The sequence below is a fragment of the Bradyrhizobium diazoefficiens genome, from assembly GCF_016616885.1.
In the GTDB taxonomy this organism is placed as follows: domain Bacteria; phylum Pseudomonadota; class Alphaproteobacteria; order Rhizobiales; family Xanthobacteraceae; genus Bradyrhizobium; species Bradyrhizobium diazoefficiens_F.
This window is the reverse complement of sequence record NZ_CP067102.1, coordinates 1,807,768-1,830,669: the sequence shown is the minus strand read 5'-3', so window position 1 is coordinate 1,830,669 and position 22,902 is coordinate 1,807,768. Positions and strand designations below refer to the sequence as shown.

Below are 22,902 nucleotides of genomic sequence, written 5' to 3'. Positions count from 1 at the left end.
TTATCCCGCCGCGATTTACGGGATTTTGTCGACGGCAGGCGGTATTTTTCGTGCTGTCCACCTGTTCGAGCAGGTGATCTTGTCAACGCTAAAGAGTACTGAAACGTACTTCCAGAGACACCGGTCAAGCAAGCCAGCGGTGTGGCGCGGGCGCCTGAGCGATCCCGCAGATTCGCGTGGGTCCGGATGGCAACAATCGCGCAAGATCCAATGCCGAAAAGCCAGCTTGCTGTCTAAGCTCAGTAAGTAACCCAAGGAAAAACCAAGTATGACCGCACATTCCAATTTGCGATCGGTCCACGCGATCGACCGCCTTTTCCGAGCGGAGTCCGTCGCGATTGTGGGAGCTTCCCCTAAGGGAGGCTATGTCACGAGCATCCTCAAGAACCTTAAGAAATGGGGCTTCTCGGGCAAGCTCGCGACCGTGAACCCGCGTTACGAGCAGATTGAGGGCACGCCTTGCTTTCCGAGCCTGACGGCCGTCCCCTTTCCGGTCGGCCTTGCCGTGATCGGCATCCGTAGTGACGGCATTCAGGCCGTGCTCGACGATTGCGAAGCCGCCCAGGTCAGAGCGATCGAAATCATCTCGAGTGACTTTGCCGAAGTGGGCGGCGAAGGCGTCGCGAGGCAGCACCGGCTCGTGCAATGGTCCGAACGGTCGGGCGTCCCCATTGTCGGCCCGAACTGCGTTGGGTTGATGAGCGCTGCCAACGGTCTGATCGCATTGGCAATGGCATGCCAACCTTCGAGCCTAAAGGCGGGCGGGGTCAGTCTTGTGCTGCAAAGCGGCATGCTTTCTACCGGGCTCCTCATGCCGCTAGCGGCCCGGGGGATCGGAATTGGGAAACTCATCACGACCGGCAATGAAGCCTGCTTGGATGCGGCGGATTTCATTGACTACCTCGCTGACGACCAGCACACGCGCGTGATCGCTTGCTACTGCGAACAGATCAAGCGTCCTCTAGAATTTATCAAGGCCTGCGAGCGCGCGGCGGACAAAAACAAGCCGATCGTCATGATCAAGATCGGCCGCTCCGAAGCTGCGCGCAACGGTGCTTTGGCTCATACTGGCTCTGTGGCGGGCTCGGACGTGGCAATCGACGCCGTGCTGAAGAAGCTGGGCGTAGTTCGGGTCGACACGCCCGATGAGCTCATCGAGACCGCGGCAGCACTGTCGACTACCAAGCGGCCTCGCGGTCGGCGCGTCGCCTTTGTGTCCTCGTCCGGTGCCGCAGTCAATCTGCTGTCCGACCTTGCCGAGCCTTGTGGCATAGAATTCTCACCCCTGCCTCCGGCGGTGAAGACGCGGCTCGATGCCATAGTGCCCGAGTACGGCAGCGTCAGCAATCCGGTCGATCTCACTGGGCAGAGCTTCCACGATGAGCGCATCACCGACGAATCCCTGCAATTGCTCGCCACTTCTGGTGCTTATGACGTGGTCGTTTGGGGCAACGACTTCGCTTCGTCCATTGATATGGGCACGATCACTGGCCAAGCATTGAAGCGCGCCGCTCATGCGGCGCCGGAGGTGGTCTTCCCGGTGATGAGCTTTGCGGGCGGTCAATTTTACCCCGAGCGCGACCCACAAAACCCAATGCTTGAGCCTCGAGCCGAATTCGATGGCATGCCCTTCCTGCAAGGTGTGGGCCCGGGACTGAAGGCGCTCTCCGCACTGATCGGATATGCCGAGTTCCAGCGCACGCGCAAACCCGGCAATCGCCTGTCCGCGCACCGCGGCCAGCGCAGCGCCTGCTATGCGGAGGCGGTGCGCATCCTGCGCGAGGCCAAGGGCGACGTGCTGCGGGAGGGCAAGCGCTTGCTTGCGCTCTATGGCATCCCCGTCACTCGCGAAGCGCTGGCGACGGATGCGAAGCAGGCGGCGCGCGTCGCTGAGGATCTCGGCTTTCCTGTGGCGATGAAGGTCGAGTCAGCGGACATAGTGCACAAGACCGATGTCGGCGGCGTCGCGCTGAACATCTCCTCGTCCGAGCAGGCTGCCGCAACGTTCGAACAGATCGTGGGCTCGGTGCGATCGCGATGTCCCGAAGCGAACATCGCCGGCGCGCTGGTGCAGGAGATGGCCACACCCGGCGTCGGAATGATGCTGGGCGCGACGTTCGACCCGCAATTCGGGCCGGTGATCGTCTTCGGCCTAGGCGGCATCTGGGTGGAGGCGCTGAAGGACGTGCGTGCGCTGATGCCGCCCTTCGATGCGGCCGAAGTCAAGGCGGAGCTTGGGCGACTGCGCGGCGCGAGCGTTCTGCGGGGCGCGCGGGGCGGGGCAAAGCCGGACCTGGAGGCCTTTGCCGATTGCATCGTCAAGTTCAGCACGCTCTGCAGCGATCTTGCCGACGAGATCGGAGAGATCGACGTCAATCCCATCATCCTTGCCGCCGGTGGTGCCGGACTGACCGCGGTCGACTGCCTCATCACCAGGAAAACGCCGCAGAAAGTTTGACGAACACTCGTCGAGGCCACACACGCTAAGAGGCATTGCGAGGGGGCAATCTTCTCTGGTGGGTGTTGTTGGCCTTGGCGCACTTATTTGCACCGAAGGAAGCAAAACGATGGATCTGAGCTTTACCGAAGATGAACTCGCCTTCAGAGACGAGGTCAGGGCTTTTCTCCGCTCCGCAGTGGCTGCCGACATCCGGGAGAAGCTCATCGCAGGCAGACAGCCCAGCAAGAACGACAAGCTGCGTTGGACAAAGATCCTCGCCGAGAAGGGCTGGAGCGTGCCGCACTGGCCGGTCGAATATGGCGGCACGGGCTGGAGCCCGGTAAAGCAGTACATCTTCGCTGAGGAGATCAGCCAGACGCCGGCGCCCGAACCGGCCGGCAGCGGCTACGACCTGGGCGGTCCCGTCATCTACACCTTCGGCAGTGAGGCGCTGAAGAAGCGATTCTTGCCGCGAATCGCCACGCTCGAGGACTGGTGGGCACAAGGCTTCTCCGAGCCTGGAGCCGGATCCGACCTCGCCGCGCTCAGCACGAGGGCGGTGCGAGATGGCGACCACTATATTGTCAACGGGCAGAAGACCTGGACCACGGGCGCACAGTATGCCGACTGGATCTTTTGCCTGGTGCGCACAGATCCGACAGCGAAGAAGAAGCAGCAGGGCATCTCCTTTATGCTGATCGATCTGAAGTCTCCTGGCGTAACGGTGCGTCCGATCGAGCTGATCGACGGCGGCTATGAGGTTTGCGAAGTGTTCTTCCAGGACGTCCGCGTTCCGGCCGAGAACCTCGTGGGTGAAGAGAACCGCGGCTGGGACTACGCCAAGTTCCTCCTGGGCAACGAACGCTACAACATCACCTACGTGGGTATTTCCAAGTTGCGGATGGGCCGCATCAAGGAGCTTGCTGCGCGCACGCGGGTTGGAGGCGAGCGGCTGATCGACCAGGCGGATTTCCGCAAGCGGGTGGCTAGCATCGAGGTCCAGCTGAAGGCGCTGGAGATGACGCAGCTTCGGGTTGTTTCCAACAGATCGAAACGGCAGAAGGGAACGGCGGACCCGGCGGGCTCGATTCTGAAGATCAAGGGCTCGGAAATCCAGCAGGCGATTGCGGAGCTTCTGCTGGACGTGGTCGGCCCCTACGCGTTGCCGTATCAGTCGGACGAGGAGATCGAGCGCAAGGAATTGCCGATCGGGCCCGATTGGGCCGCACCCATTGCGCCCGCTTATTTCAACGTGCGCAAAGTGCCGATCTACGGAGGCTCCGACGAGATCCAGAAGAACATCATCGCCAAGGTGATCCTAGGCCTGTGAGGCCCATTCAGGAGAGTTTCAGCAGTGGACTTTGATTATTCCGAGGAGCAGCAACTCCTCAAGGATAGCGTCGAGCGAGTGATGCTCGACAACTACAGCTTCAACGATCGCTGTAAGTATCAGGCTGAAAAGGTCGGCTATAGCGAGGCGATGTGGGCGCGCTATGCTGAACTCGGGCTTCTGGCATTGCCGTTTTCCGAGGCGCATGGCGGCTTGGGCGGTGGCGCGATTGAGACAATGATCGTCATGGAGGCCTTCGGCAAGGCGCTGATCCTCGAACCCTATTTCGCGACCGTGGTGCTCGCCGGCGGCATCCTGCGGCAAGGAGCGAGCGAAACGCAAAAGGCCGAGATGATCCCGGCAATTGCGGAAGGCCGCATGAAGCTCGCCTTTGCCTATGCCGAACCACAGTCGCGCTACGATCTCTTCGACGTTCAAACGCAGGCGAAGAAGGACGGGGACGAGTGGGTTTTGAACGGCATCAAGGGGCTCGTCCTCCACGGCGAGGCGGCCGATAGGATCATCGTATCGGCGCGGACGGCCGGGGATACGCGGGAGAAGGATGGGATCGGCCTATTCCTGGTTCACAGTAGTGCGCCCGGTGTTGCCCGCCGCGGCTATCCAACACAGGACGGTCTGCGCGCGGCCGAGTTCACACTCGACAATGTGCGCGTCCAGGCAGCCGATGTCATCGGCGATCCGGCGGGTGCCTTCCCGATCATCACGCGGGTTGCAGACGAGGCGATCGCAGCGCTGTGCGCCGAAGCGGTCGGCTGCTTCGCGGTAATGCAAGCCACCACCCTTGAGTATCTGAAGACGCGCAAGCAGTTTGGCACGACGATAGGCTCATTCCAGGTGCTGCAGCACCGGGCGGTCGACATGTTGATCGAACTGGAGCAGTCGCGCTCCATGGCGATGTACGCCACGATGATGGTGAGCGAAGACGGCGCGGCCGAGCGCGAACGGGCGATCTCGGCGGCCAAGGCCCAGATCGGCCAGTCGGCCAAGCTGATCGGACAGCAGTCGATCCAGCTGCATGGCGGCATCGGCATGACGATGGAGTACAGCGTCGGCCACTATTTCAAGCGCGCGACCATGCTGGACAAGTTGCTCGGCGATGCAGACCACCACATGCAGCGGCTCGCCGCGCTCGGAGGACTCATCGGCCAAGAAGCGACTCCGCCTGGCACTCCTTACGTCCGTACCACCGACTGAACGCGCGGCAAGAGGTGGAGCAATGATCGCAGACCTGAAATTCTCGGGAGTTCGCGCAGGGGCCCAAATCACCACTGGGATGCTTTCGCGATCTGTGGGTAGAAAGTACTGATAACCGTTGGCACTTCGCGTTCAAACTAAAAATGGGTGCGAAGGGCGATTTTCCTGATGTGCGTGGTGACGATGAGCCAATCGATGCGCGGTAAACGGCGCCGCACGCGCAGGTTTCGCTGTGGTTTTGTCTCATGTTTGGCGCTCCAGACAGATTCGTCACGTTGCTGGCAGCATCTTCGGAATGCGAACGAGATTGTAGGCGGCGGCGGTGAGCACGAAGAACCACTCGACCAGGCCGCAGCCACGATGCCGGGCTTGCGCAGACCGCCGACCGTCTTGATCCACCCGAATGGTTCTTCGATTCGCTTGCGCTTGGTCATGCTGATACGATAGTTCTTGTCGGTGCCCACGGTGCTGCCCGGCCTGGCGTTGTCCTCGATCATGTCGAGGGCGGTCGTTCGCTCCGCCGTACCGTTGGCCTCCGTGAGGCGCGCGTCGACGATCAGCCCGTTGCGGTTCTCCATCATCAGATGCCCCATGTGGCAGAGCTTGGCCTCCTTGCCCGCGCCCTTTCGGAACAAGCGGGCGTCAGGGTCGGTAGTCGAGGAATGCGTGTCGTTCTTGCGCTTCTCGCCATGGAAGTCGCGCTCGGCATTGCGCCCCTGACTGCGGCCCGATCGCTTGCCAGATGGTGGATCGTCGCCATCCTTTGGCACGAAGCTCTTGATGCTGGCCCATGCCTCGATCAGCGTGCCATCGACCGAAAAGTGCTCACTGGACAAGAGCCCACGCACCTGCGGCAGGTTCAGCACGGTAGCAAAGAACTTGGCCGCGATGTCGCCGTCGAGCAGCCGATCCCGGTTCTTGCAGAACACGGTCGCATCCCACACCGGATCGTCAATCGACAAACCGACGAACCAGCGGAACAACAGATTGTAATCGAGCTGCTCCATCAGCTGCCGTTCCGAGCGCACTGTATAGAACGCCTTGCAGCAGCAGCGCCCGCAACAGCCGCTCCGGCGGAATGGATGGCCAGTCATGGCGGGTGTACAGCCTGCCAAAGTCGCGCGACAGATCCTCAGCGCCGCGTCAACCAGGTCGCGGATCGCACGCAGTGGGTGATCCGCCGGAACGCGCTGCTCCAACCGCACGTAACTGAATATGCCTTCTGATCGCCCCGCGCATCGCGCTCCCCAGCCCAAAGGAATCACATGCATGCACGGAATCACACTCCAACCAACTCGCAATACGACTTTTTCACACTCGACCATGTTGAGCCAACAGGCGTGCTTCGGGCTGAAGTGGAATTCGAGGCGGCGCAGGATACGTCGGGCCTCGGCGGGCGCAAAGGCCTCATACAGCGCCCAAGGCTTGTGGATTGACAAATTGTCCTGCACGACACGGATGCAGGTGGCGCCGGGATAGTGGGCGTCGACAAGTTCACGCATGCAGTGGGCATAGTCCACGGCGGCGCGGCGGTCGGTAACCTTGACGCTGCGCCAACCCCGATATGGATCGAAGGTGACGAAGAGATTGGCGGTGCCGCTGCGACGATACTCGTAATCGTAGCGGTCGCGTCGTCCCGGTTGCGCCGGGACCGGCTGGCGCATCTCACCGATGAGCTGGACAGGGGTCTCGTCGAAGCAGACAGGGGCCGCTCAGGGTCAGGCGCTTCAGCATAGAGATCGAGCACATCTTCCATGCGAGCGACATATTTGTCATCGACATGGGGAATGCACCACATGTCCCTGCGCCATGGCTTGAGGTCGTTATCGGCCCGCGGGCGACGCACGGTTTCGCCCGACAAGCTCTCGTGATCAGTGAGCTTGACCGTCGTGTCGGCCAACGGCGTTTGCGGCCGGCGGGCGGCTTGGCGCACGCGGTCGCCACCAGCAGGGCCTTCTCCTTGCCGGTCAGCTTGCGCTCCGCGCCCGGACGCGGCCCCTCGCTCAAGGCCCGCTCCAGATTGCCTTCCACGAAGCGGCGCTTGGTCCGGCCGACGGTGGAAAGGCTGACCCGGACGGTTCGGACAATCTCCGCGTCGCAGCGGCCCCATAGGCCGCCAGCAATATCTGCTCCCGCTTCAGCTTGCGGGCGGCGTGCTTGCCGCCGCCGAGCATCGCCGTCAGTTCATCGTGCTCGGCTTGGCTCAATTCGACCCGATAACGTACATTCATGCTTTGCCTCCTTGTCGGAGGCTGGGATGAATCCAATGATGAGTCAAAAATCGGGCGCGCTTCACCGAGCATCGAAATCCTCGTGCCGCTCGAAAGCTTGCCGATCCTCGAATGACTCGGTATCAAAACGTCAAAATCACGTTGAACCACTAGTGCACGACCGCGACATTTCCAGACGCGGTTTAGCTGGGTAAGCGGTCGACATTGGCGCCCGACTATGATGAGCTATTTTCGAGTATACGTAGGTGTTCGTCGCCAGACGCTGGGTCTCTGGCAACGTTCTTGCCATTCGGTCGACGTCTCGACAACTCTGCGAACGTCATCACGCCGGCACGTTTCTCGGAGGTCACCAAGGGATTTGGTCTCACCAGAACTGCTGGAAAATCCCGCCGCCTTCCAATCCGATCTCGCTCATATGGCGCTTGATGCCTACCGCACTTTCGTCTGCTTCGCGCCCATGTCGCTCTGCACCCAGCCCGGCTCCGGGATATATACCACAATGCCCTGATGCGCCAAGTCGCGAGCTAGAGCACGATCCCTTTAGTCATTTTCACTTGTCGCTCTCGACTAGGCAGCAACGGCTGTATGGACCACTCGCCCTTTCTTTTTGCGATAGACTTTAATGGGCCACCCATATTCGCCAACGCTTCGCCGGATTTTTCGGCTCTCAACCGAACGAAGCTTTAGCGGGGCGGAAAAGGCCAGGCGAGAATGATCGTGTGGCATCCCTCGCAACTACACCAACGCGCCGCCTTCACTGACGCGGCGGAGGTGACAATCAGCATCGCCAAGTGTGTTATCGATGGTGGTCGGCCTCTTGAAATAGTAACCGATCTTGGGCTCCATTGTCACGCCGATGCCGCCGTGCAGCTGAATCGATTGCTGACCAATGAATTTGCCGCTCCTGCCGATCTGCACTTTTGCCGCCGATACTGCTTTCGTCCGCTCGGCGGCATCGCCGAACCTGGTGGCCATCGTTGCGAACATCGACATCGAGCGCGGTCGTTCGAGCGCCACAAACATATCGGCGGCGCGGTGCTGTAGACTCCGGAAGGATCCGATCGGCAGGCTGAACTGCTTGCGAGTCTTCAGATACTCGACGGTGATTTCGGCGATTCATCCATCAGTCCGACCGCCTCCGCGCAGAGCGGGGCGCGAGCCTCATCGACCACGCGCTCGATTAGCGGCGACGCGAGGAGGCCCTGCTCGGCAAGGCGCCGCCAGATTGCTCTGCTCCAGCCGCACTTGTTCTTCATGTACTCCTTCCGCCGCTCGAAATCATAAGCATTGGTCAACAGCCCATCTACGCTTTCCTTGAGGAGGCGCTGTTCGTCCGACAACTCAAAATCCGTTTCCTCCACCTCCACACGACAAAACTTGATTGAACCTCTTGACCTCGCCTCCCGAGGAGAGTCACAGGCATCGCACTGCTTTGGTATAATATTGTGCTGTAATTCATTCGATCCCCCGCAAATCGAGAGCCTGCGGCTATTGAAGTAGTTGGCGCTATTTGCGCTGTCCAATTCAGAATCCGGATACTCGTCATAGGGCGCTACGAAGGGCCCAATCACATCCATCACGAGATCCGTCGTCGTCTGATGGATCTCGGCCGCCTTGATTTTGAACGCCGAATAGGCGGGATTTGGCTTGCCCTGCCCTACTTGCCTTCATCCGCCACGACCCCAGGTGCGTGAGCTCCAGCGTCTTCAGTTCGATCTCACAGGCGGGGAGCTTCTGGGGGAATCCGAGACCCTCAGACCCTCAATCATGGCCGACGCAGGATTCGAAGTTCGAGGCTATCCCACCGATATGGCGGATGCGCTCCTTGGAGATGCCGACACGCACCATGCCGGTGCGGCTCGTTACCGAGTAGGACTTTTGCATAGTCCTAGCCCTTATTCTCATCGCCGACGAGATTTTCCATGGCACCTCGACTTCATCGAAGAACACCTAGCTCACCTCATGGTCGCAGTCGATGATCTGGATTGGGCGCACTGTGACGCCCTTGCTCTTCATATCGGTCAGGATAAGGGTGATGCCGGCCTGTTTCTTCGTGGTCAGATCGGTGCGGCAGAGGCAGAAGATCATATCGGCGTATGGGCCAGCGTAGTCCAGGTCTTCTGGCCGTTGTATTTGTCGCCTTTTCGCTCGGCCTTGGTCTTCAGCGATGCAAGGTCGGAGCCCGAGCCCGGTTCTGAAAAACCCTGGCACGACCAATCATGGACCGCGGCAGTAAATAGCTCTTCTGCGCCTCGTTACCGAAAGTGTAGATAACAGGGCCGACCATTGAGACGCCGAAGGCGAGCGGCTTCGGTGCCGGATGCACCTGTAGCTCCTCCTTAAAAGATGTAGTGCTGCACAGCGGCTCTTCCTCAATGGCCGCGTAAGCTGCTTCGTTCTATCCTCCTTCGCAACACAATTTCCGGCAACTCCTAATGCACGTTCGTGGTTCTTTCCGATTCCAAATCAAGGCGTTGGTGGTTCTTCACATGCCGTAATCGTGGCTGACGGCCTTCTCGAAGAAACGAGGTTGGATAGGATCTGTCTACGCGGAATAGCGAAAGGGAGCAGCTCTAACTGGCTCGCAAAGTCGACGCCATGCTCGCTGAAGCACCGCACTTGCGAGATATTTTCGCACCGCTGCTCCTTGCCTGTTCTGTTTGATCGAGCGAATCGAAAAAATATGATCGGTGGGCGACCAGGCTGTTCGGCGAATGATGACCGTTCCTAGCATCGGTCCCAAGACCACCCTGCCCTTCGTCGTTTCCATCGATCACCCCCACTCGCTTTAGACTTTCCACCGACGTTGGCGCCTATCTCGACCTAACACCAAGACGTCATCAATCCAGTGAGATCGATCGCACTGGCCGCATCTCCAAACGCGGCGACCACCAGGTTCGAACTTATCTGTTCGAGGCCGCGAACGTCCTGCTGACCGTTGTCAGACGAGGTTCTGCGCTCAAGCGCTGGGGCAGCAAGCTGGCAAAACGCATCGGCGCCAAAAAGGGCGAAGGTTGCGGTCGCGCGTAAAATGGCTGTCATCCTCCATGCCATCTGGACCGATGGCATCGAGTTCAAGGCATAGATGCGCACTGCATGAACCGGTCTAAAATAAATCCAGATGCGCCCTCGCCGGAACATGCGTCCCTGCTGGAACGAAGGCGTTGGCAATCTCGAAGTCGTCCCTGCAGGCGTTACGCGCACCGCTCTTCACATCGAGATACCGCGCCTCTTGAACGTCACCATGCGGCGCTCCTGCATAGAGACGACCGCGGAAAGAATCATGAACCCGACAGTGAATCATTTTTGTCTATGGGGTTGACACCGCGCCCGCGATTAAAGATCGGACGACTAATCCGAGTTAGTCTCCATCAGATCTCTTCCCCAACTGAAGCTTGGGTTCTTCACGGAAGAGCCGGCCGGGGTGGTGGGTCGCGGTCGTTTCGCATTTCCGAATCGCCTTTATTCCCCAGCTACTATCGCAGCAGCATGATCGGCGGATGCCCCAGCCGTGCACCGAGCGAGCGGCGACTGAAACGGCAGACGAAATCTCGGCCGTTCAGGCGTAGTACACGAAGAAGCGAGCCTCTATGCTCTGACGCGGCTTTGCGCTTGGGTGCGCACGGCGATTGTCGAAGGACGAGTGCGCGACCTTCGGATTGCAATGCTCTTCAGAATCATAGCCCTTAAAAAGGATTAGCTCGTCCGCAGTCATTTCCGGAAAGTAGTACCAACGCTGAGCCGGATTGAAGTGTAGGAGGCAGCCCTTATACGTCTGCGAGGCAAGGTCAGACGTATAGTGAACCACCACAATATCGCTATCACTAACTGAGGTGCTGTCGCAGAATGCCAACGGGAAGTCCTGCGGAGGCGGCGAGAGGGCATGCCAAGCCTGGATGATCATCAATCGCGAATACGCTCGAATCGGAATGCCCTGCGATTGGCTCTCGACTGCGGCAAGCATAGGCCCGGCTACTGGCGCGTAGTCAATATGAGCCACTGTACTCGGTTCCCAAATTTTGGGGATTGAACCCCCGCCGGCAGAACGAAAAGCGACGGCTCGTCGACGGGGCACGACCCACGACGCATTGAAGTAGTTCTTAATGAACGGAACCATCTCTTCCAGATATCTGTCGCATATAGTCTCTGGATCACTCTCTTTTGCACAGGATATCTTGTGCTGAATAAGAGCGAACCCTTGCCGCTCAAGGGACAGTTCGTCAAGGATCGGACGCGCGTTCCGAACGGTAATGTCATAGCTGAGCAGCGGAAGGCGGTAGCCCGGATGGACAACTTCGGGACCTTTTTCGTCGGATGTTCGTCTGGCAAAGACGACTTGACCTTGTACGCACTCCAAATAATCTTGGTTTACTTGCATTGCGGATGAGACATTCGCATTTCTCATGACTGCTACTCTCTCTCGAGCTCCTAAGATGCCTCACAACTTGCGAAACTTCAGTTGCACGCAGCCCGTGGAGGATACAGCAAAGTGGAAAGGAGTCGCCTACCAATTCTGGAAGGAAGCGGAAGATTATTCTGGATACTCTTCGCTCAATCCAATCATCTTTAGAACTCACCCATCATAGAAATAGCGAAACTGGAGAGTTGGCCTGTGTGCGGAATTGTCTTCGTCGATTAGCGAGCGCGATGCGACCGAAGAGATGGCTGGACGGCGGCCTGCATCAGGTTGGACTGGATCAGATCACCCTTTAGATACGGAAGGTCGACCGAACGCCCGTCCGGATCTATGCAAAATGCGCGCGTGCAGACCGGATGTCTGCCAAGCCGCACTGTCGTGTCTGGTCGGAGCGGCAGCGCCTTAGTAAATTAGGTACGACCCTTGACACAAGAATAGTGAAGCTGTGCATCACGGACCACGACGCTAACAAACTCACCGAGTCCGTGCAGTGTTCCCTGATCGCACGGAATTTCGACAGGCCAATCTCGCCAGCATAGCGCAATTCTCTTGTCGGGCGAAGTCGATTATGACGGTCATATGTCCCGGCGCGGCGACAATCATCTGCGCGGAGTGTTGCATGAAGCAGGACCGTGATCCTCAGATGCGCCAGGACGCTGCCTGTCTGAGGCCTGAAAGTCAAACAGAGAATTGGGTTCAAGCGAGCCGCGGTTGCGGTCGCGCGCAAGCTTGCCGTGATCATGCGTGCCATGCTGGCGTACTCTTCGAGCGCTCCATCGCTACTGAAATCTGACATGTGTAACAAGACGTCAGAGGCAGCGCTCTTCTGATCTGACTTTCTATCGTTTGCGCGCCGATCCGTCCTCTCGGGACGTGGACGGGATCATTCCGCTATATGGGCTGCACTTGCCACTATCTTGGTACCAAAGTGCGTCAATTGCCATTGGAAGAGCTGTCCCACGAAGGCCTAGCCTGCAGCGGGCGCTTCCCGACCGCCTAAACGAACCCGTTCCCGACAAACGGAAATGGTCAGCGCAGCAGAAGTTGGAGGAGTGCTACAAACCAGCTGCGCCTACGCCGAGACGAATGCAGAGATCGAAGAAAGATCGAAATTGACCCTTACGGAGTCATGTGTGGACGACGCCCGCATTGCAAGAAGAATCTGACGTTCGGCTTGCGGTCGGGTGCAAGTCATGTGTCCGGCCTGTTTGCGCGGCACCATGACCGCTGGCCCTGATGTAATCCGCGGATCGGGTCCCAATCATTCGTACGGGCTTTGACGCCCATGACTCAACAGCGGTTATCCCAATCGACGGCTCGACCGTTTCGCATCACGCCATCATCACCCTCGCAATTCGATTTGTCTTGCGCCGCCGTCGCCTCACGCTCCCATTGCCAAGCCTCTTCAGGCGGCGGCAGCAAGCGCCGGTGCTCGATAGTGTCCTCCTTTGGCCATGATCGCCCAAGCGATGCGCGCCATCTTGTTGGCAACGGCAACGGCGACGAGCTTGGCCGGCTTCTTGGCCAGCAGCTTCATGACCCAGGGATGCTTGTGTGGATACTGCCGCGCGTGTCGCACAACCGCCGTTGCACCGATGACGAGCTACCGTCGGAGATAGCGATCTCCCTGCTTGGAGATGCCGCCGAGCCGCTCCTTGCCGCCCGTCGAGTGCTGCCGCGGCACAAGTCCGATCCATGCTGCCAAATCCCGACCGGATTTGAAGACACTCGGGTCTGTAACAGTGGCAGCGATGGCCGTAGCCCCGATCACGCCTATTCCCGGCACGGTCTCGAGGCGGCAGCTTTATCATTGACACTGTGATGGGCATGAATGGCCCGATCCAGAGCCCCGATCTGCAATTCCAGAGCAGCAAGTTGATCGAGAATGGCCTGCAGCGCCTGTTTCATCGCGGACGGAAGAGCTTCGCGATTACTCTCGTCCGTGATGATCGCGGCAAGCTGCGCGAGACCTTCCCGTCCCATCTCCGCAACGAGGCCGAACTCAGCAAGATGGGCTCGGAGCGCATTGATCAGCTGCGTGCGCTGACGGATTAAAAGATCCCTCGTTCGATGCAACATCAGCAAGGCTTGCTGATCGGCCGACTTGATCGGCACGAACCGCATCGATGGGCGTGTCACGGCCTCACAGATGGCGGCTGCGTCGGCAGCATCGTTTTTCGACCGCTTAACATAGCCCTTCACGTAGCTCGGCGGCATCAGACGCACGGTATGACCAAGCTTGGAGACTTCACGCGCCCAGTGATGAGCAGTTCCGCAGGCTTCCATGCCGACCAGGCAAGGAGGAATCTTGCTAAAGAAGTCGATAACCTGCTTGCGCCGCAACTGACGGCTGATGACGACCTTACCCGAACTATCCACGCCGTGCACTTGGAACACGTTCTTGGCGAGATCAACGCCGATGCTGCTAACCTGCATATGGACGACTCCCTCCGGTGATTCGTTGTTCAACGATCACCCGTTTGGCACACTCGATGCCGATAGCGGGCGTCGTCCACTACATCATCCGTGAAGAATGTGGATCAATCTGAGAAATAAGCAAAAGTTGTCTCGATAACGTATTTGATTTTGCGGGAAAGCGCAGTGTTGGACCTCGCTTTCCTGCGTTTTGGCGTTTTGCTTTTGAGCGATTCGTGATTCCCTGACGGCGGTCGTCGGTATTGGGGAAGGCGATGAGCAAACCGCGGGACGATCCCAGAAAGACCTGCTGCTTCCGGCCCTCGATCAAATCATCGACATGGGCCACCCGTTGGTGCGACTGGCGGCGCTGATCGACTGGAAGTTTCTGGATGACCGCTTTGGTTGGGTGTGCCAAGGCGGTCCGGGGCAGCCTGGTTTGCCGACGCGGCTTGTCGCCGGCCTGTTCATTCTGAAGCACGTGCACAATCTCTCGGACGAGGTGCTGTGCGCCCGCTGGATCGAGAACCCCTATTATCAATACTTCTGGGGCGAGTTGAGCTTTTGCCACCGGCTGCCATTCGATCGATCGTCGACGACGCGCTGGCGCCAGCGGCTCGGCGAGGAACAGCTCGCCGCGCTGATCCAGGAAAGTCTTTCAGTGGCGCACAAGACCGGCGCCATCGGTCCCAAGGACCTGGAACGGGTGGTCGTCGATACCACGGTGCAGCCCAAGGCGGTTGCACATCCGACCGATACGCGGCTGCTGCATGGGCAATCATCAAGCTGGTCGGGTTCGCCAAGCGTAACCGTGTGCCGCTGCGCCAGAGCTATCTGCGCCTGGCCAAGCGCGCCGCCATCATGACCGGCCGCTATACCCACGCCCACCAGTTTCAAACGCGCCCGGCGGCAGCTCAAGTTCCTGCGGACACGGCTTGGCCGGATCATCCGCGACATCCGCCGCAAGATTGATGGCGATGCGGCGCTGGAAGCTCGCTTCGGCCCGCTGCTTGATCTGGCGCAGCGGGTGCGCACCCAGGATTAGCATCAGCGCGGCCCCAAGGTCTATGCGTTACATGCGCCGGAGGTCGAGTGCATCCGCAAAGGGAAAGCCCGCGCGCCCTACGAGTTCGGCTGCAAGGTCAGCATCGCCACCCCCGTGACGCCGCCGAAAGGCGGACAGTTCTTGCTCAATGTCAAGGCCCTGCATGGCAATCCCTTCGACCGGCACACGCTCGGCCCCGTAATCGGCGACATCGAGAAGCTCACCGGCGTGCAGGTTCGCCGCATCCACGTCGATAAAGGGTATCGCGGGCACAACCACCCGCACCGGTTCAGGGCCTGGATCTCGGGTCTGGTCCGCCGCGTCACGGCTTCCATCCGTAGCGAGATGAAGCGTCGCGCGGCTGTCGCGCCTGTCATCAGCCAAGGCCGAGCACCGCATGGACCGCAACTATCTCAAGGGCCCCGTCGGGGACGGCATCAACGCTATTCTCGCCGCGGTCGGCTACAACTTGGCCTGCTCCTGCGATGGCTCGCAGAACTCTTGCGTGCCATCATCCGGGCCTTCGCTGGAAACTGCGCACGCTCAAAAGATCACTTCAATCAACGCGCCCGCATTCTTCACGGGAGGACTGCGGAACCCGCGAGCAGTGATGATATCGAGCTGTCGCGACGCGCAGCTACGCTGCCAAATCGCCGAGCCGTATGTTTGTCTGCCACTCGTTGACGAGGTGTTTGATTTTGAGATCCTGAGCCGACGCTAGCAACGGGTACGCAAACGTACACGGAGCGATTTGTTCGATGACCGCAATGAACGACAGCGAAGTTTGAACAATCTTTGAGAGAAGCTTAAGGTAGCAGCTGCAGCCGAGCTTAGCGACGCGTAAAATCTGCAAGATATCAAGACAAACGCCGCCAATCCTCCCGAAGAAGTGAGTATGCGATGTGGGCTCGCACGATTGACGACGTTTCGTACGAGATTGGAGTTGCCAGCGAGTTTCATCTACTTACTGCGCTCCTATTCAGTGCCCTTCGAAGCTTCTCCTCCCTGACCTGGCCGCGCGGTATCTATCGCGGCCATTTTTCACTAAAGACGCGATCGCTCGTATTCGACGGTCCCCCAGGAGCAACGCAATGACCCCGACCGCCGCCGCAGGAGCTCTGCAAGGCTCGTCCACCCTGCGGGACCGTCTTAAGGACCCGTCGCTTCTGCGCGAGGCCTGCTACATTGATGGCTCCTGGATCGGCTCACCCAGCTATTCGGTGAACAATCCGGCGACCGGCATGGAACTCGCCAAGGTGCCGCGGCTCTCAGCCGACGATGCTACGCGCGCCGTGGAAGCCGCCGAGCGCGCCTTCGCGGCCTGGGCCAAGCTCACGGCCAAGCAGCGCTCCAACACCTTACGCAAATGGTACGAATTGATCGTCGCCAACCGCGAGGACCTAGCACTCATCCTCACCTCCGAGCAGGGCAAGCCGTTCACCGAGGCGCTTGGCGAGATCGATATCGGCGGCGCCTATGTCGAGTTCTTCGCCGAGGAAGCTCGCCGCGTCTATGGCGAGACAATTCCCTCGCCGCGCCCGGATGCAAGGCTGCTTGCGATTAAGCAGCCGATTGGCGTCTGCGGCGCCATTACGCCGTGGAACTTCCCGAATTCAATGATCACCCGCAAGGTCTCGCCGGCGCTCGCCGCAGGCTGCACCGTTGTGCTGAAGCCAGCCAGTGAGACACCACTTTCGGCACTGGCGCTTGTCGCCCTCGCCGAGAAGGCCGGCGTACCCAAAGGTGTCTTCAACGTGATCACCGGGGATTCGCGGCCGATCGGCAAAGTTCTGTGCGAGCATCCCGCCGTGCGCTTCGTCGGCTTCACTGGCTCGACCGAGGTTGGCAAGATCCTCTACCGGCAGGCTGCTGTCGGCGTGAAGAAGCTCGGCCTGGAGCTAGGTGGTAACGCGCCCTTCGTGGTGTTCGACGATGCGGACATCGATGCCGCGGTCGAAGGCGCAATCGTCTCGAAGTACCGCAACATGGGCCAGACCTGCGTCTGCGCGAACCGCCTATACGCCCAAGCGGGCATCTACGACGAATTCGTGCAGAAGCTGTCGAAGAAGGTCGCGGCGATGAAGATCGGCGACGGCACGGAAAGCGGCGTCGTGCAGGGGCCGCTGATCAACATGGAGGCAGTCGACAAGATCGAGCGGCATATCGCGGACGCCGTGAAGCGCGGCGCCAAGGTCATGACCGGAGGCAAGCGCCATGTGCTGGGACGCTCGTTCTTCGAGCCGACCGTGCTCGCGGACGTCACGTCGGACTCGCTGGTCGCGCAGGAGGAGACCTTTGGGCCGCTCGCGCCGATAATCCGCTTCAAGGACGAGGCCGACGTGATCGCGATGTGCAACGCATCGCCGTTCGGGCTCGCCTCCTACTTCTATTCCCGCGATCTCGGCCGCGTCTGGCGCGTCGCGGAAGCGCTGGAATCGGGCATGGTCGGCGCCAACACCGGCCTGATCACGACGGAAGTCGCGCCTTTCGGCGGCGTCAAGGAAAGCGGTTTGGGACGCGAAGGCTCCCACCACGGCATGGAAGAATATGTACAGATCAAATACGTGATGATGGCGGGACTTTAATCCCAGTGGCCTGCGGGTCGAGCGGCGATCCTCGCGATCACCAATTTTGTTGTCTCGATCAAGCTATGTCGACTAGCCGCAGACGACCGCCAGCGCCTCGGCTGCCATATTTGCACGATCAGGTCAGTTCGACTCGAAGCTGTTTCTGACCGCTTTCACTGATGCGACTATGAATCGATGAACTTCCTGGACCCGTCGTGTTTCGTGAGTATCGGGATGAGAGGTGAGCCAGTAACTTCGTACGAACCGCACATCAGGGAGCAAACGCTGCAGCTCCGGATAAAGCCGGGCAGCATAGTCGTGTAAAATTCCGATCCCATGGCCGCTTCGCACGGCCTCCATTTGAGCAACGACACTTCCGCATTCGTATCGGCGCGACATGAGCTTGCCGAGTGCTGATGCGTAATCGAGCGCCCGGCTGTACGCGAAGTCCTCTACATGCGTGACGAAGAGCCGACCTGTCAGTTCAGACTGTCTTTCAATTTGTCCTTCACGCAACAAATAACTTTCGGCGGCATAGACGCTGAGCGTGTAATCGGTCAGTTTCGACAGAACTAATCGTCCCTGCTTCGGCCTGTCCAGAGTAATCGCGATATCAGCCTCTCGCCGCGACAATGAAAAGGTGCGTGGAAGCGGCACGAGTTGGATCACCAGTTCAGGATGTCTGGCGGCAAGCGTCCCCAGTTGATCAGCCAGAAAATAGTTGCCAAGTCCATCCGGCGCCCCGACGCGCACAGTGCCGGTGATCGCTTCAGCCGCGCCTCCGATGCTGCCGCCCACCTTGAGAAACTCGCTTTCGGCGCGTTCCGCAGCTGCCACAAGGGCTTCGCCTGCCGCTGTCAACGCACAGCCGGACGTATGGCGCTCAAGCAGCTTAACCTTGAGACCCTTTTCCAACGCCGTGACTTGACGCGCAACAGTCGCATGGTTCAGCCGTAAATGCTTTGCCGCCTTCAGGAACTGACCTGCACGTGCAACTTCCAGGAAGATGCGGACTCTCTCCCAGTTCATGGGCGACACTTTCTGCACAACAGAGCCGCGAATTCGGTCGTTGAGGCGCAACTTCATGCTCTCATTATGAGATGTGATCAAGCGTTTTACAGAGGAGCACTGCCGTGTCCGCGACTATTCTGAACTTCATCAATGGCGAAGTGGTGCAAAGCAGGAGCGGCAGGACTTCGCCCGTGTTCAATCCTGCAACTGGCCAACAATCCGGGACGCTCGGTTTGGCTTCGCCGGACGACGTGAGAGCTGCTGTAGCTGCCGCGCGTGCCGCCTTCCCGGCTTGGGCCGCTACGCCTCCGCTCCGGCGAGCACGGATCCTCAATCGCTTCTTGCGCATTCTTGGAGAGCGGACTGACGAACTCGCCCATGCCATCACAGCCGAACACGGCAAGGTGGTTTCGGATGCCAAGGGTGAGGTCCAACGCGGAATGGAAGTGGTGGAGTTCGCCACGGGCGCACCGCAGCTCTTGAAGGGTGAAATTACGGAGAACGTCGGTACGCGCGTTGACAGCCATTCGCTGCGGCAGCCGTTGGGTGTTGTGGCCGGCATCACGCCATTCAACTTTCCGGCCATGGTCCCGATGTGGATGTTCCCCGTCGCCCTCGCCTGCGGCAACACTTTCATTCTCAAACCATCTGAGCGCGATCCGTCTGCTTCGCTCATCCTGGCGAAATGGCTCGAGGAAGCAGGCCTGCCCCGCGGCGTCTTCAACGTTGTGCAGGGCGACAAAGAAGCAGTTGACGCGCTTCTCACACACCCTGATGTTGCAGCCATGAGTTTCGTCGGATCGACGCCAATTGCGCGCTACATTTACGAGACCGCGACCCGGTACGGCAAGCGTTGCCAGGCGCTTGGCGGCGCCAAGAACCATATGATTGTCATGCCGGACGCTGACATGGATCAGGCGGTGAATGCGCTCATGGGCGCCGCCTACGGCTCTGCCGGCGAGCGCTGCATGGCGATTTCAGTTGCGGTCCCGATCGGCGAGACGACTGCCCAACGCCTAATCGAAAAACTGGCCCCGAAGGTGCGAGCGTTGAACATCGGGCCCGGTACCGACCCCGACGCCGAGATGGGCCCCTTGGTGACCGAGCAGCACCTCGGCAAGGTTCGCGCCTATATTGACACTGGTGTAGCCGAGGGCGCTGAGCTCGTGGTCGATGGGCGCGACTTCAGGCGTCAAGGTTATGAAAATGGCTATTTCATCGGAGGAACGCTTTTCGACCGTGTCACGACGGACATGAAGATTTATCGGGAGGAGATTTTCGGTCCGGTGCTAGCGGTCGCTCGCGCGAGATCGTACGACGATGCAGCCGATATGATCAACCAGCACGAATTTGGCAACGGCACCGCGATATTCACCAGGGACGGCGATGCGGCCCGGGAATTCGCCCATCAAATTCAGGTCGGTATGGTCGGCGTCAATGTACCAATTCCGGTCCCGATGGCATTTCACTCGTTCGGCGGCTGGAAGGCATCCTTGTTTGGCGACCACCACATGCATGGTCCGGAGGGCATTCGGTTCTATACCAAGTCGAAGACAATCACGACAAGATGGCCGACGGGTATTCGGGCCGGAGCTGAATTCGTGATGCCGACGATGGGATAACCCTTTCGGGTGCTCAATTGGCTTGGCGGCAGCGGCCGCGCGCATTTTCAAGCGGTCGCCACTGCACCGCTCGAATGCAGCGGAGATCGCCAAATCAGGCTGCAGTCCCGAATGGACCTTGTGGTGACTTTCGGGGCGCACGGGCTCCACGCGTCGGATCGGGACTCACCTGCACCAGCATCTTACCGAAATTGTCTCCGCGTAGCATTTCGGCGAAAGCGCTCGGGATGGTCTCCAATCCCTGGCGGATGTCCTCGCGGTACTTGACCTTACTCGCCTTCACCAGGGGCGCGAGATAGGCCAACATCTCCTCGTGCTGCTGACGGAGAGATTCCCTACCCTCACGTTCCGCGCCTTGAAGATTGGTTTACCCTCTTCATCAGCGCTGCGCGTCTGTCGACGCCCCGTCCTCATCACCATAATGGGCGATGAGGCCGCAGATGGTCATCCGCACGCCTGATTGAACAGCGGAAGCACTGCCTCGAATACTTTGCCGCCCGCATTCTCGAAATAGACGTCAATGCCGGCTTGGCAAACCGCGGTGAGATCGGCTGATAGACTAGGCGAAAGATGGGAAAGGCAGGCATCAAAGCCCAGCTCAACAGTTACAAGCTTGCATTTGGCATCACGCCCAGCGCTCCCAATGACCCGCGCGCCCCGCTGTTTGGCGAACTGCCCGGCGATCTGGCCGACCCCGCCCGAAGCCGCCGACACCATCACCGTCGGCTGTAGCGAGGCCATTAAGTTCATCCGGGCGTGGGGGGTCAGCCCCAGTATTCCAAGCACGCCCACGGCTTGCGAGATGCGTCCGACGGACGGATCGAGCTTACGCGGGACCATGTAGCCCGGGCGCCAGACCCATCCCCTCGCCCATGAGCGCATATTCGGTCCAGCCGTTGTGTTGAATACGAAGTCGCCGACCGCAAATCCGTCCATCCGGCTCTCGATGACCTGAGAGACGGTGCGCGCGTGGCGGGGCGCGCCGGTGGGCCCAGTGCGCTCTCGCTGAGTAGTACAATTGATGTGGGTCGAGCGACACATAGATGGTGCGCGTCAGCGCCTGCCCCAACGCGGGCACGGGAGCGCCGCCTCCTTCAGCCGAACGTCTCCTCCTGTGGCCATCCCGCCGGCGACTAGTCCGTCGAGGTCCAGCATCGATTTCTTACGACGTCTCATTAACTTTGTGGGCACCGCCCTGATGCCTTGTCTCAAGTTGGTCATCCATCGGGTCCGGCGATCTTCACCCGCCCGTGCAAGCGGGGCTCTCTGCCTTCGCTAGCAGATCGGTTCAGAAGAAACACACCAATCCCTCGGTTTACCAAGTCAAGTCTTCGGACCACCCGAGCAAGGCAAATGGGTGCCAATCCGAAATCTCAAAAGCGCGGGAGCGCACCTAGATGCGGCTCGAACACGCTTGATCGCTTAGCAGCTCAGCCTAAGCATATTTGTTGGTCCACTGCGCACTATTAACTTTACCGCCAATCCCGCCGCCTGCGCGAGTTCGAGCTTCGGCAACGCGGTGCGGGACTAGCACCACATCGCGGGCCTTCATTGCAAAACACATGGCCTCATAGTAACGATGCCTAAAATTCCTTTCGCCGATTTTCGACGGCGGCACGCGCTATTCCGGCGCAAATCCCCTTCGCATCGTACTAAGTTGTTCGCGCAACCTTGTGAGTACCAAGCGCGGCGTCGAGATTCTTGTAACGAGCAATGGGTTCTGCTGGCCCGTTCGTACCTCGCCTCAGCCAGTCCAGAGATCTGAGACGCTGCTGCCGCGACGTACCAAGCACCAAACGGCACCTCGCTCAAACTCTCGTTGGATTTGGCACACGAATGCTCCTGCTTCACGGCAGCCGGATCGAGATCGATCAGTTTGACGCGCCTGTTTGACATGTCGCGGCCAAAGTGCCCTCGAAAACCAGCTCAGTTGATGGAGCTGGCCGTCAGTTCGCGCCGACAGATGTAATCGAGTTCTTGTCTTCAGCCGACTGGTTCAGCCTGACGACGGCCTTCTCAAGGTATTTACTTGCCCATATGATGTCGTTTGCCAAGGCAAGGCGTGCGCCTGCACCATCTCTTGCGGCCAGGCTCGCCAATATCGATCGGTGTGGATGATCCTTCGCGGTTGCGGATGCACTGAAATCATTAAGCGTGAGAAGCGGACCGATCTGAACCCACAGGCTTTCAATCAGTCCGCAAACCACAGGCAAGTCTGACGATCTATAGATCCTGAAATGAAACTCTTCGTTGATTGAGAGCACGGTCTGCACATCGCGCTGCCGTCTTGCGAGCATCAGTCGCTCATGCATCTTCTCCAACGCTAAGATATCGTTCGATGAGATGTTGTTCGCGGCAGCTTCTGCCGCGCGCCCTTCCAACTCAATTCGAATGTCGCGAATTTCCCTGAACCGGGCCACACTCAAAACTGGAACCATCATCGTGCGCGACTGATGCGCAACAAGGCCGCGCTCGGAAGCCAGCCGCAGAAGCGCCTCCCTCACAGGGGTGACACTAACGCCAAGTTCCTCGGCCAATGGTTTCAAAAGAAGCCGCTGACCCGGCCGGAACCGACCAGCCATCAGAGCTTTGCGAAGCATCAGATATGC

General features: G+C 59.4%; 11 protein-coding genes and 6 pseudogenes. 8 read left to right on the top strand and 9 right to left on the bottom strand.

Annotated elements, in window-relative coordinates; all coding sequences use genetic code 11:
* Positions 1-268 precede the first annotated feature (268 nt).
* From JJC00_RS08445 to JJC00_RS08435, 3 genes are all read left to right on the top strand, one after another.
* A complete protein-coding gene (locus JJC00_RS08445; protein WP_200472155.1) occupies positions 269-2,458 on the top strand; it encodes an acetate--CoA ligase family protein in 2,190 nt (729 codons plus the stop codon).
* A 109-nt stretch (positions 2,459-2,567) separates the two neighbouring features.
* A complete protein-coding gene (locus tag JJC00_RS08440) occupies positions 2,568-3,770 on the top strand; it encodes an acyl-CoA dehydrogenase family protein (protein WP_200472154.1) in 1,203 nt (400 codons plus the stop codon).
* A 24-nt stretch (positions 3,771-3,794) separates the two neighbouring features.
* Positions 3,795-4,985 (top strand): acyl-CoA dehydrogenase family protein, encoded by a 1,191-nt coding sequence (locus JJC00_RS08435; RefSeq protein WP_200472153.1) that lies wholly within the window; start codon positions 3,795-3,797, stop codon positions 4,983-4,985.
* Between the two features lie 137 nt (positions 4,986-5,122).
* On the opposite strand, the gene JJC00_RS08430 is transcribed toward JJC00_RS08435, so the two are convergent.
* From JJC00_RS08430 to JJC00_RS38725, 4 genes and pseudogenes are all read right to left on the bottom strand, one after another.
* The gene (locus JJC00_RS08430) at positions 5,123-6,256 is read right to left on the bottom strand and encodes an IS5 family transposase (RefSeq protein ID WP_433996519.1); all 1,134 of its coding nucleotides are present in this window, start codon (positions 6,254-6,256) and stop codon (positions 5,123-5,125) included.
* A 24-nt stretch (positions 6,257-6,280) separates the two neighbouring features.
* Positions 6,281-7,216 (bottom strand): annotated as a pseudogene (locus JJC00_RS08425) (IS630 family transposase); the annotation flags it as partial.
* Positions 7,217-7,951: 735 nt separating this feature from the next.
* Positions 7,952-8,409, bottom strand: a pseudogene (locus JJC00_RS08420) (acyl-CoA dehydrogenase family protein); the annotation flags it as partial.
* A 237-nt stretch (positions 8,410-8,646) separates the two neighbouring features.
* Positions 8,647-9,588: pseudogene (locus JJC00_RS38725) on the bottom strand (acyl-CoA dehydrogenase family protein); the annotation flags it as partial.
* Between the two features lie 400 nt (positions 9,589-9,988).
* On the opposite strand from JJC00_RS38725, the gene JJC00_RS08410 reads away from it, so the two are divergent.
* Positions 9,989-10,246: a transposase gene (locus JJC00_RS08410; RefSeq protein WP_200474038.1), complete on the top strand. Its 258-nt coding sequence runs from the start codon at positions 9,989-9,991 to the stop codon at positions 10,244-10,246.
* Positions 10,247-10,775: 529 nt separating this feature from the next.
* Here JJC00_RS08410 and JJC00_RS08405 read toward each other — a convergent pair.
* Positions 10,776-11,621: a CmcJ/NvfI family oxidoreductase gene (locus JJC00_RS08405; RefSeq protein ID WP_246774138.1), complete on the bottom strand. Its 846-nt coding sequence runs from the start codon at positions 11,619-11,621 to the stop codon at positions 10,776-10,778.
* A gap of 564 nt (positions 11,622-12,185) precedes the next feature.
* On the opposite strand from JJC00_RS08405, the pseudogene JJC00_RS37965 reads away from it, so the two are divergent.
* Positions 12,186-12,463 (top strand): annotated as a pseudogene (locus JJC00_RS37965) (hypothetical protein); the annotation flags it as partial.
* Between the two features lie 575 nt (positions 12,464-13,038).
* On the opposite strand, the pseudogene JJC00_RS08400 reads toward JJC00_RS37965, so the two are convergent.
* Positions 13,039-14,069 (bottom strand): annotated as a pseudogene (locus JJC00_RS08400) (IS110 family transposase).
* 254 nt (positions 14,070-14,323) lie between these two features.
* Here JJC00_RS08400 and JJC00_RS08395 point away from each other — a divergent pair.
* Positions 14,324-15,615 (top strand): annotated as a pseudogene (locus JJC00_RS08395) (IS5 family transposase); the annotation flags it as partial.
* Between the two features lie 569 nt (positions 15,616-16,184).
* Positions 16,185-17,678 carry an NAD-dependent succinate-semialdehyde dehydrogenase gene (locus JJC00_RS08390; protein ID WP_200472152.1) on the top strand — a complete coding sequence of 498 codons (1,494 nt, stop codon included), beginning with the start codon at positions 16,185-16,187 and terminating at the stop codon, positions 17,676-17,678.
* 123 nt (positions 17,679-17,801) lie between these two features.
* Here the strand turns inward: JJC00_RS08390 and JJC00_RS08385 are convergent, their stop codons facing one another.
* Positions 17,802-18,689: a LysR family transcriptional regulator gene (locus tag JJC00_RS08385; RefSeq protein ID WP_200474036.1), complete on the bottom strand. Its 888-nt coding sequence runs from the start codon at positions 18,687-18,689 to the stop codon at positions 17,802-17,804.
* Positions 18,690-18,793: 104 nt separating this feature from the next.
* On the opposite strand from JJC00_RS08385, the gene JJC00_RS08380 reads away from it, so the two are divergent.
* The gene (locus tag JJC00_RS08380; RefSeq protein WP_200472151.1) at positions 18,794-20,293 is read left to right on the top strand and encodes a CoA-acylating methylmalonate-semialdehyde dehydrogenase; all 1,500 of its coding nucleotides are present in this window, start codon (positions 18,794-18,796) and stop codon (positions 20,291-20,293) included.
* A gap of 444 nt (positions 20,294-20,737) precedes the next feature.
* Here JJC00_RS08380 and JJC00_RS08375 read toward each other — a convergent pair whose 3' ends face one another.
* Together JJC00_RS08375 and JJC00_RS08370 are read right to left on the bottom strand one after the other, a co-directional pair.
* On the bottom strand, positions 20,738-21,229 hold the full coding sequence (locus JJC00_RS08375; RefSeq protein ID WP_200472150.1) for a zinc-binding dehydrogenase: 492 nt from the start codon (positions 21,227-21,229) through the stop codon (positions 20,738-20,740).
* Positions 21,230-22,239: 1,010 nt separating this feature from the next.
* A complete protein-coding gene (locus JJC00_RS08370) occupies positions 22,240-22,893 on the bottom strand; it encodes a GntR family transcriptional regulator (protein ID WP_200472149.1) in 654 nt (217 codons plus the stop codon).
* Positions 22,894-22,902 lie beyond the last annotated feature (9 nt).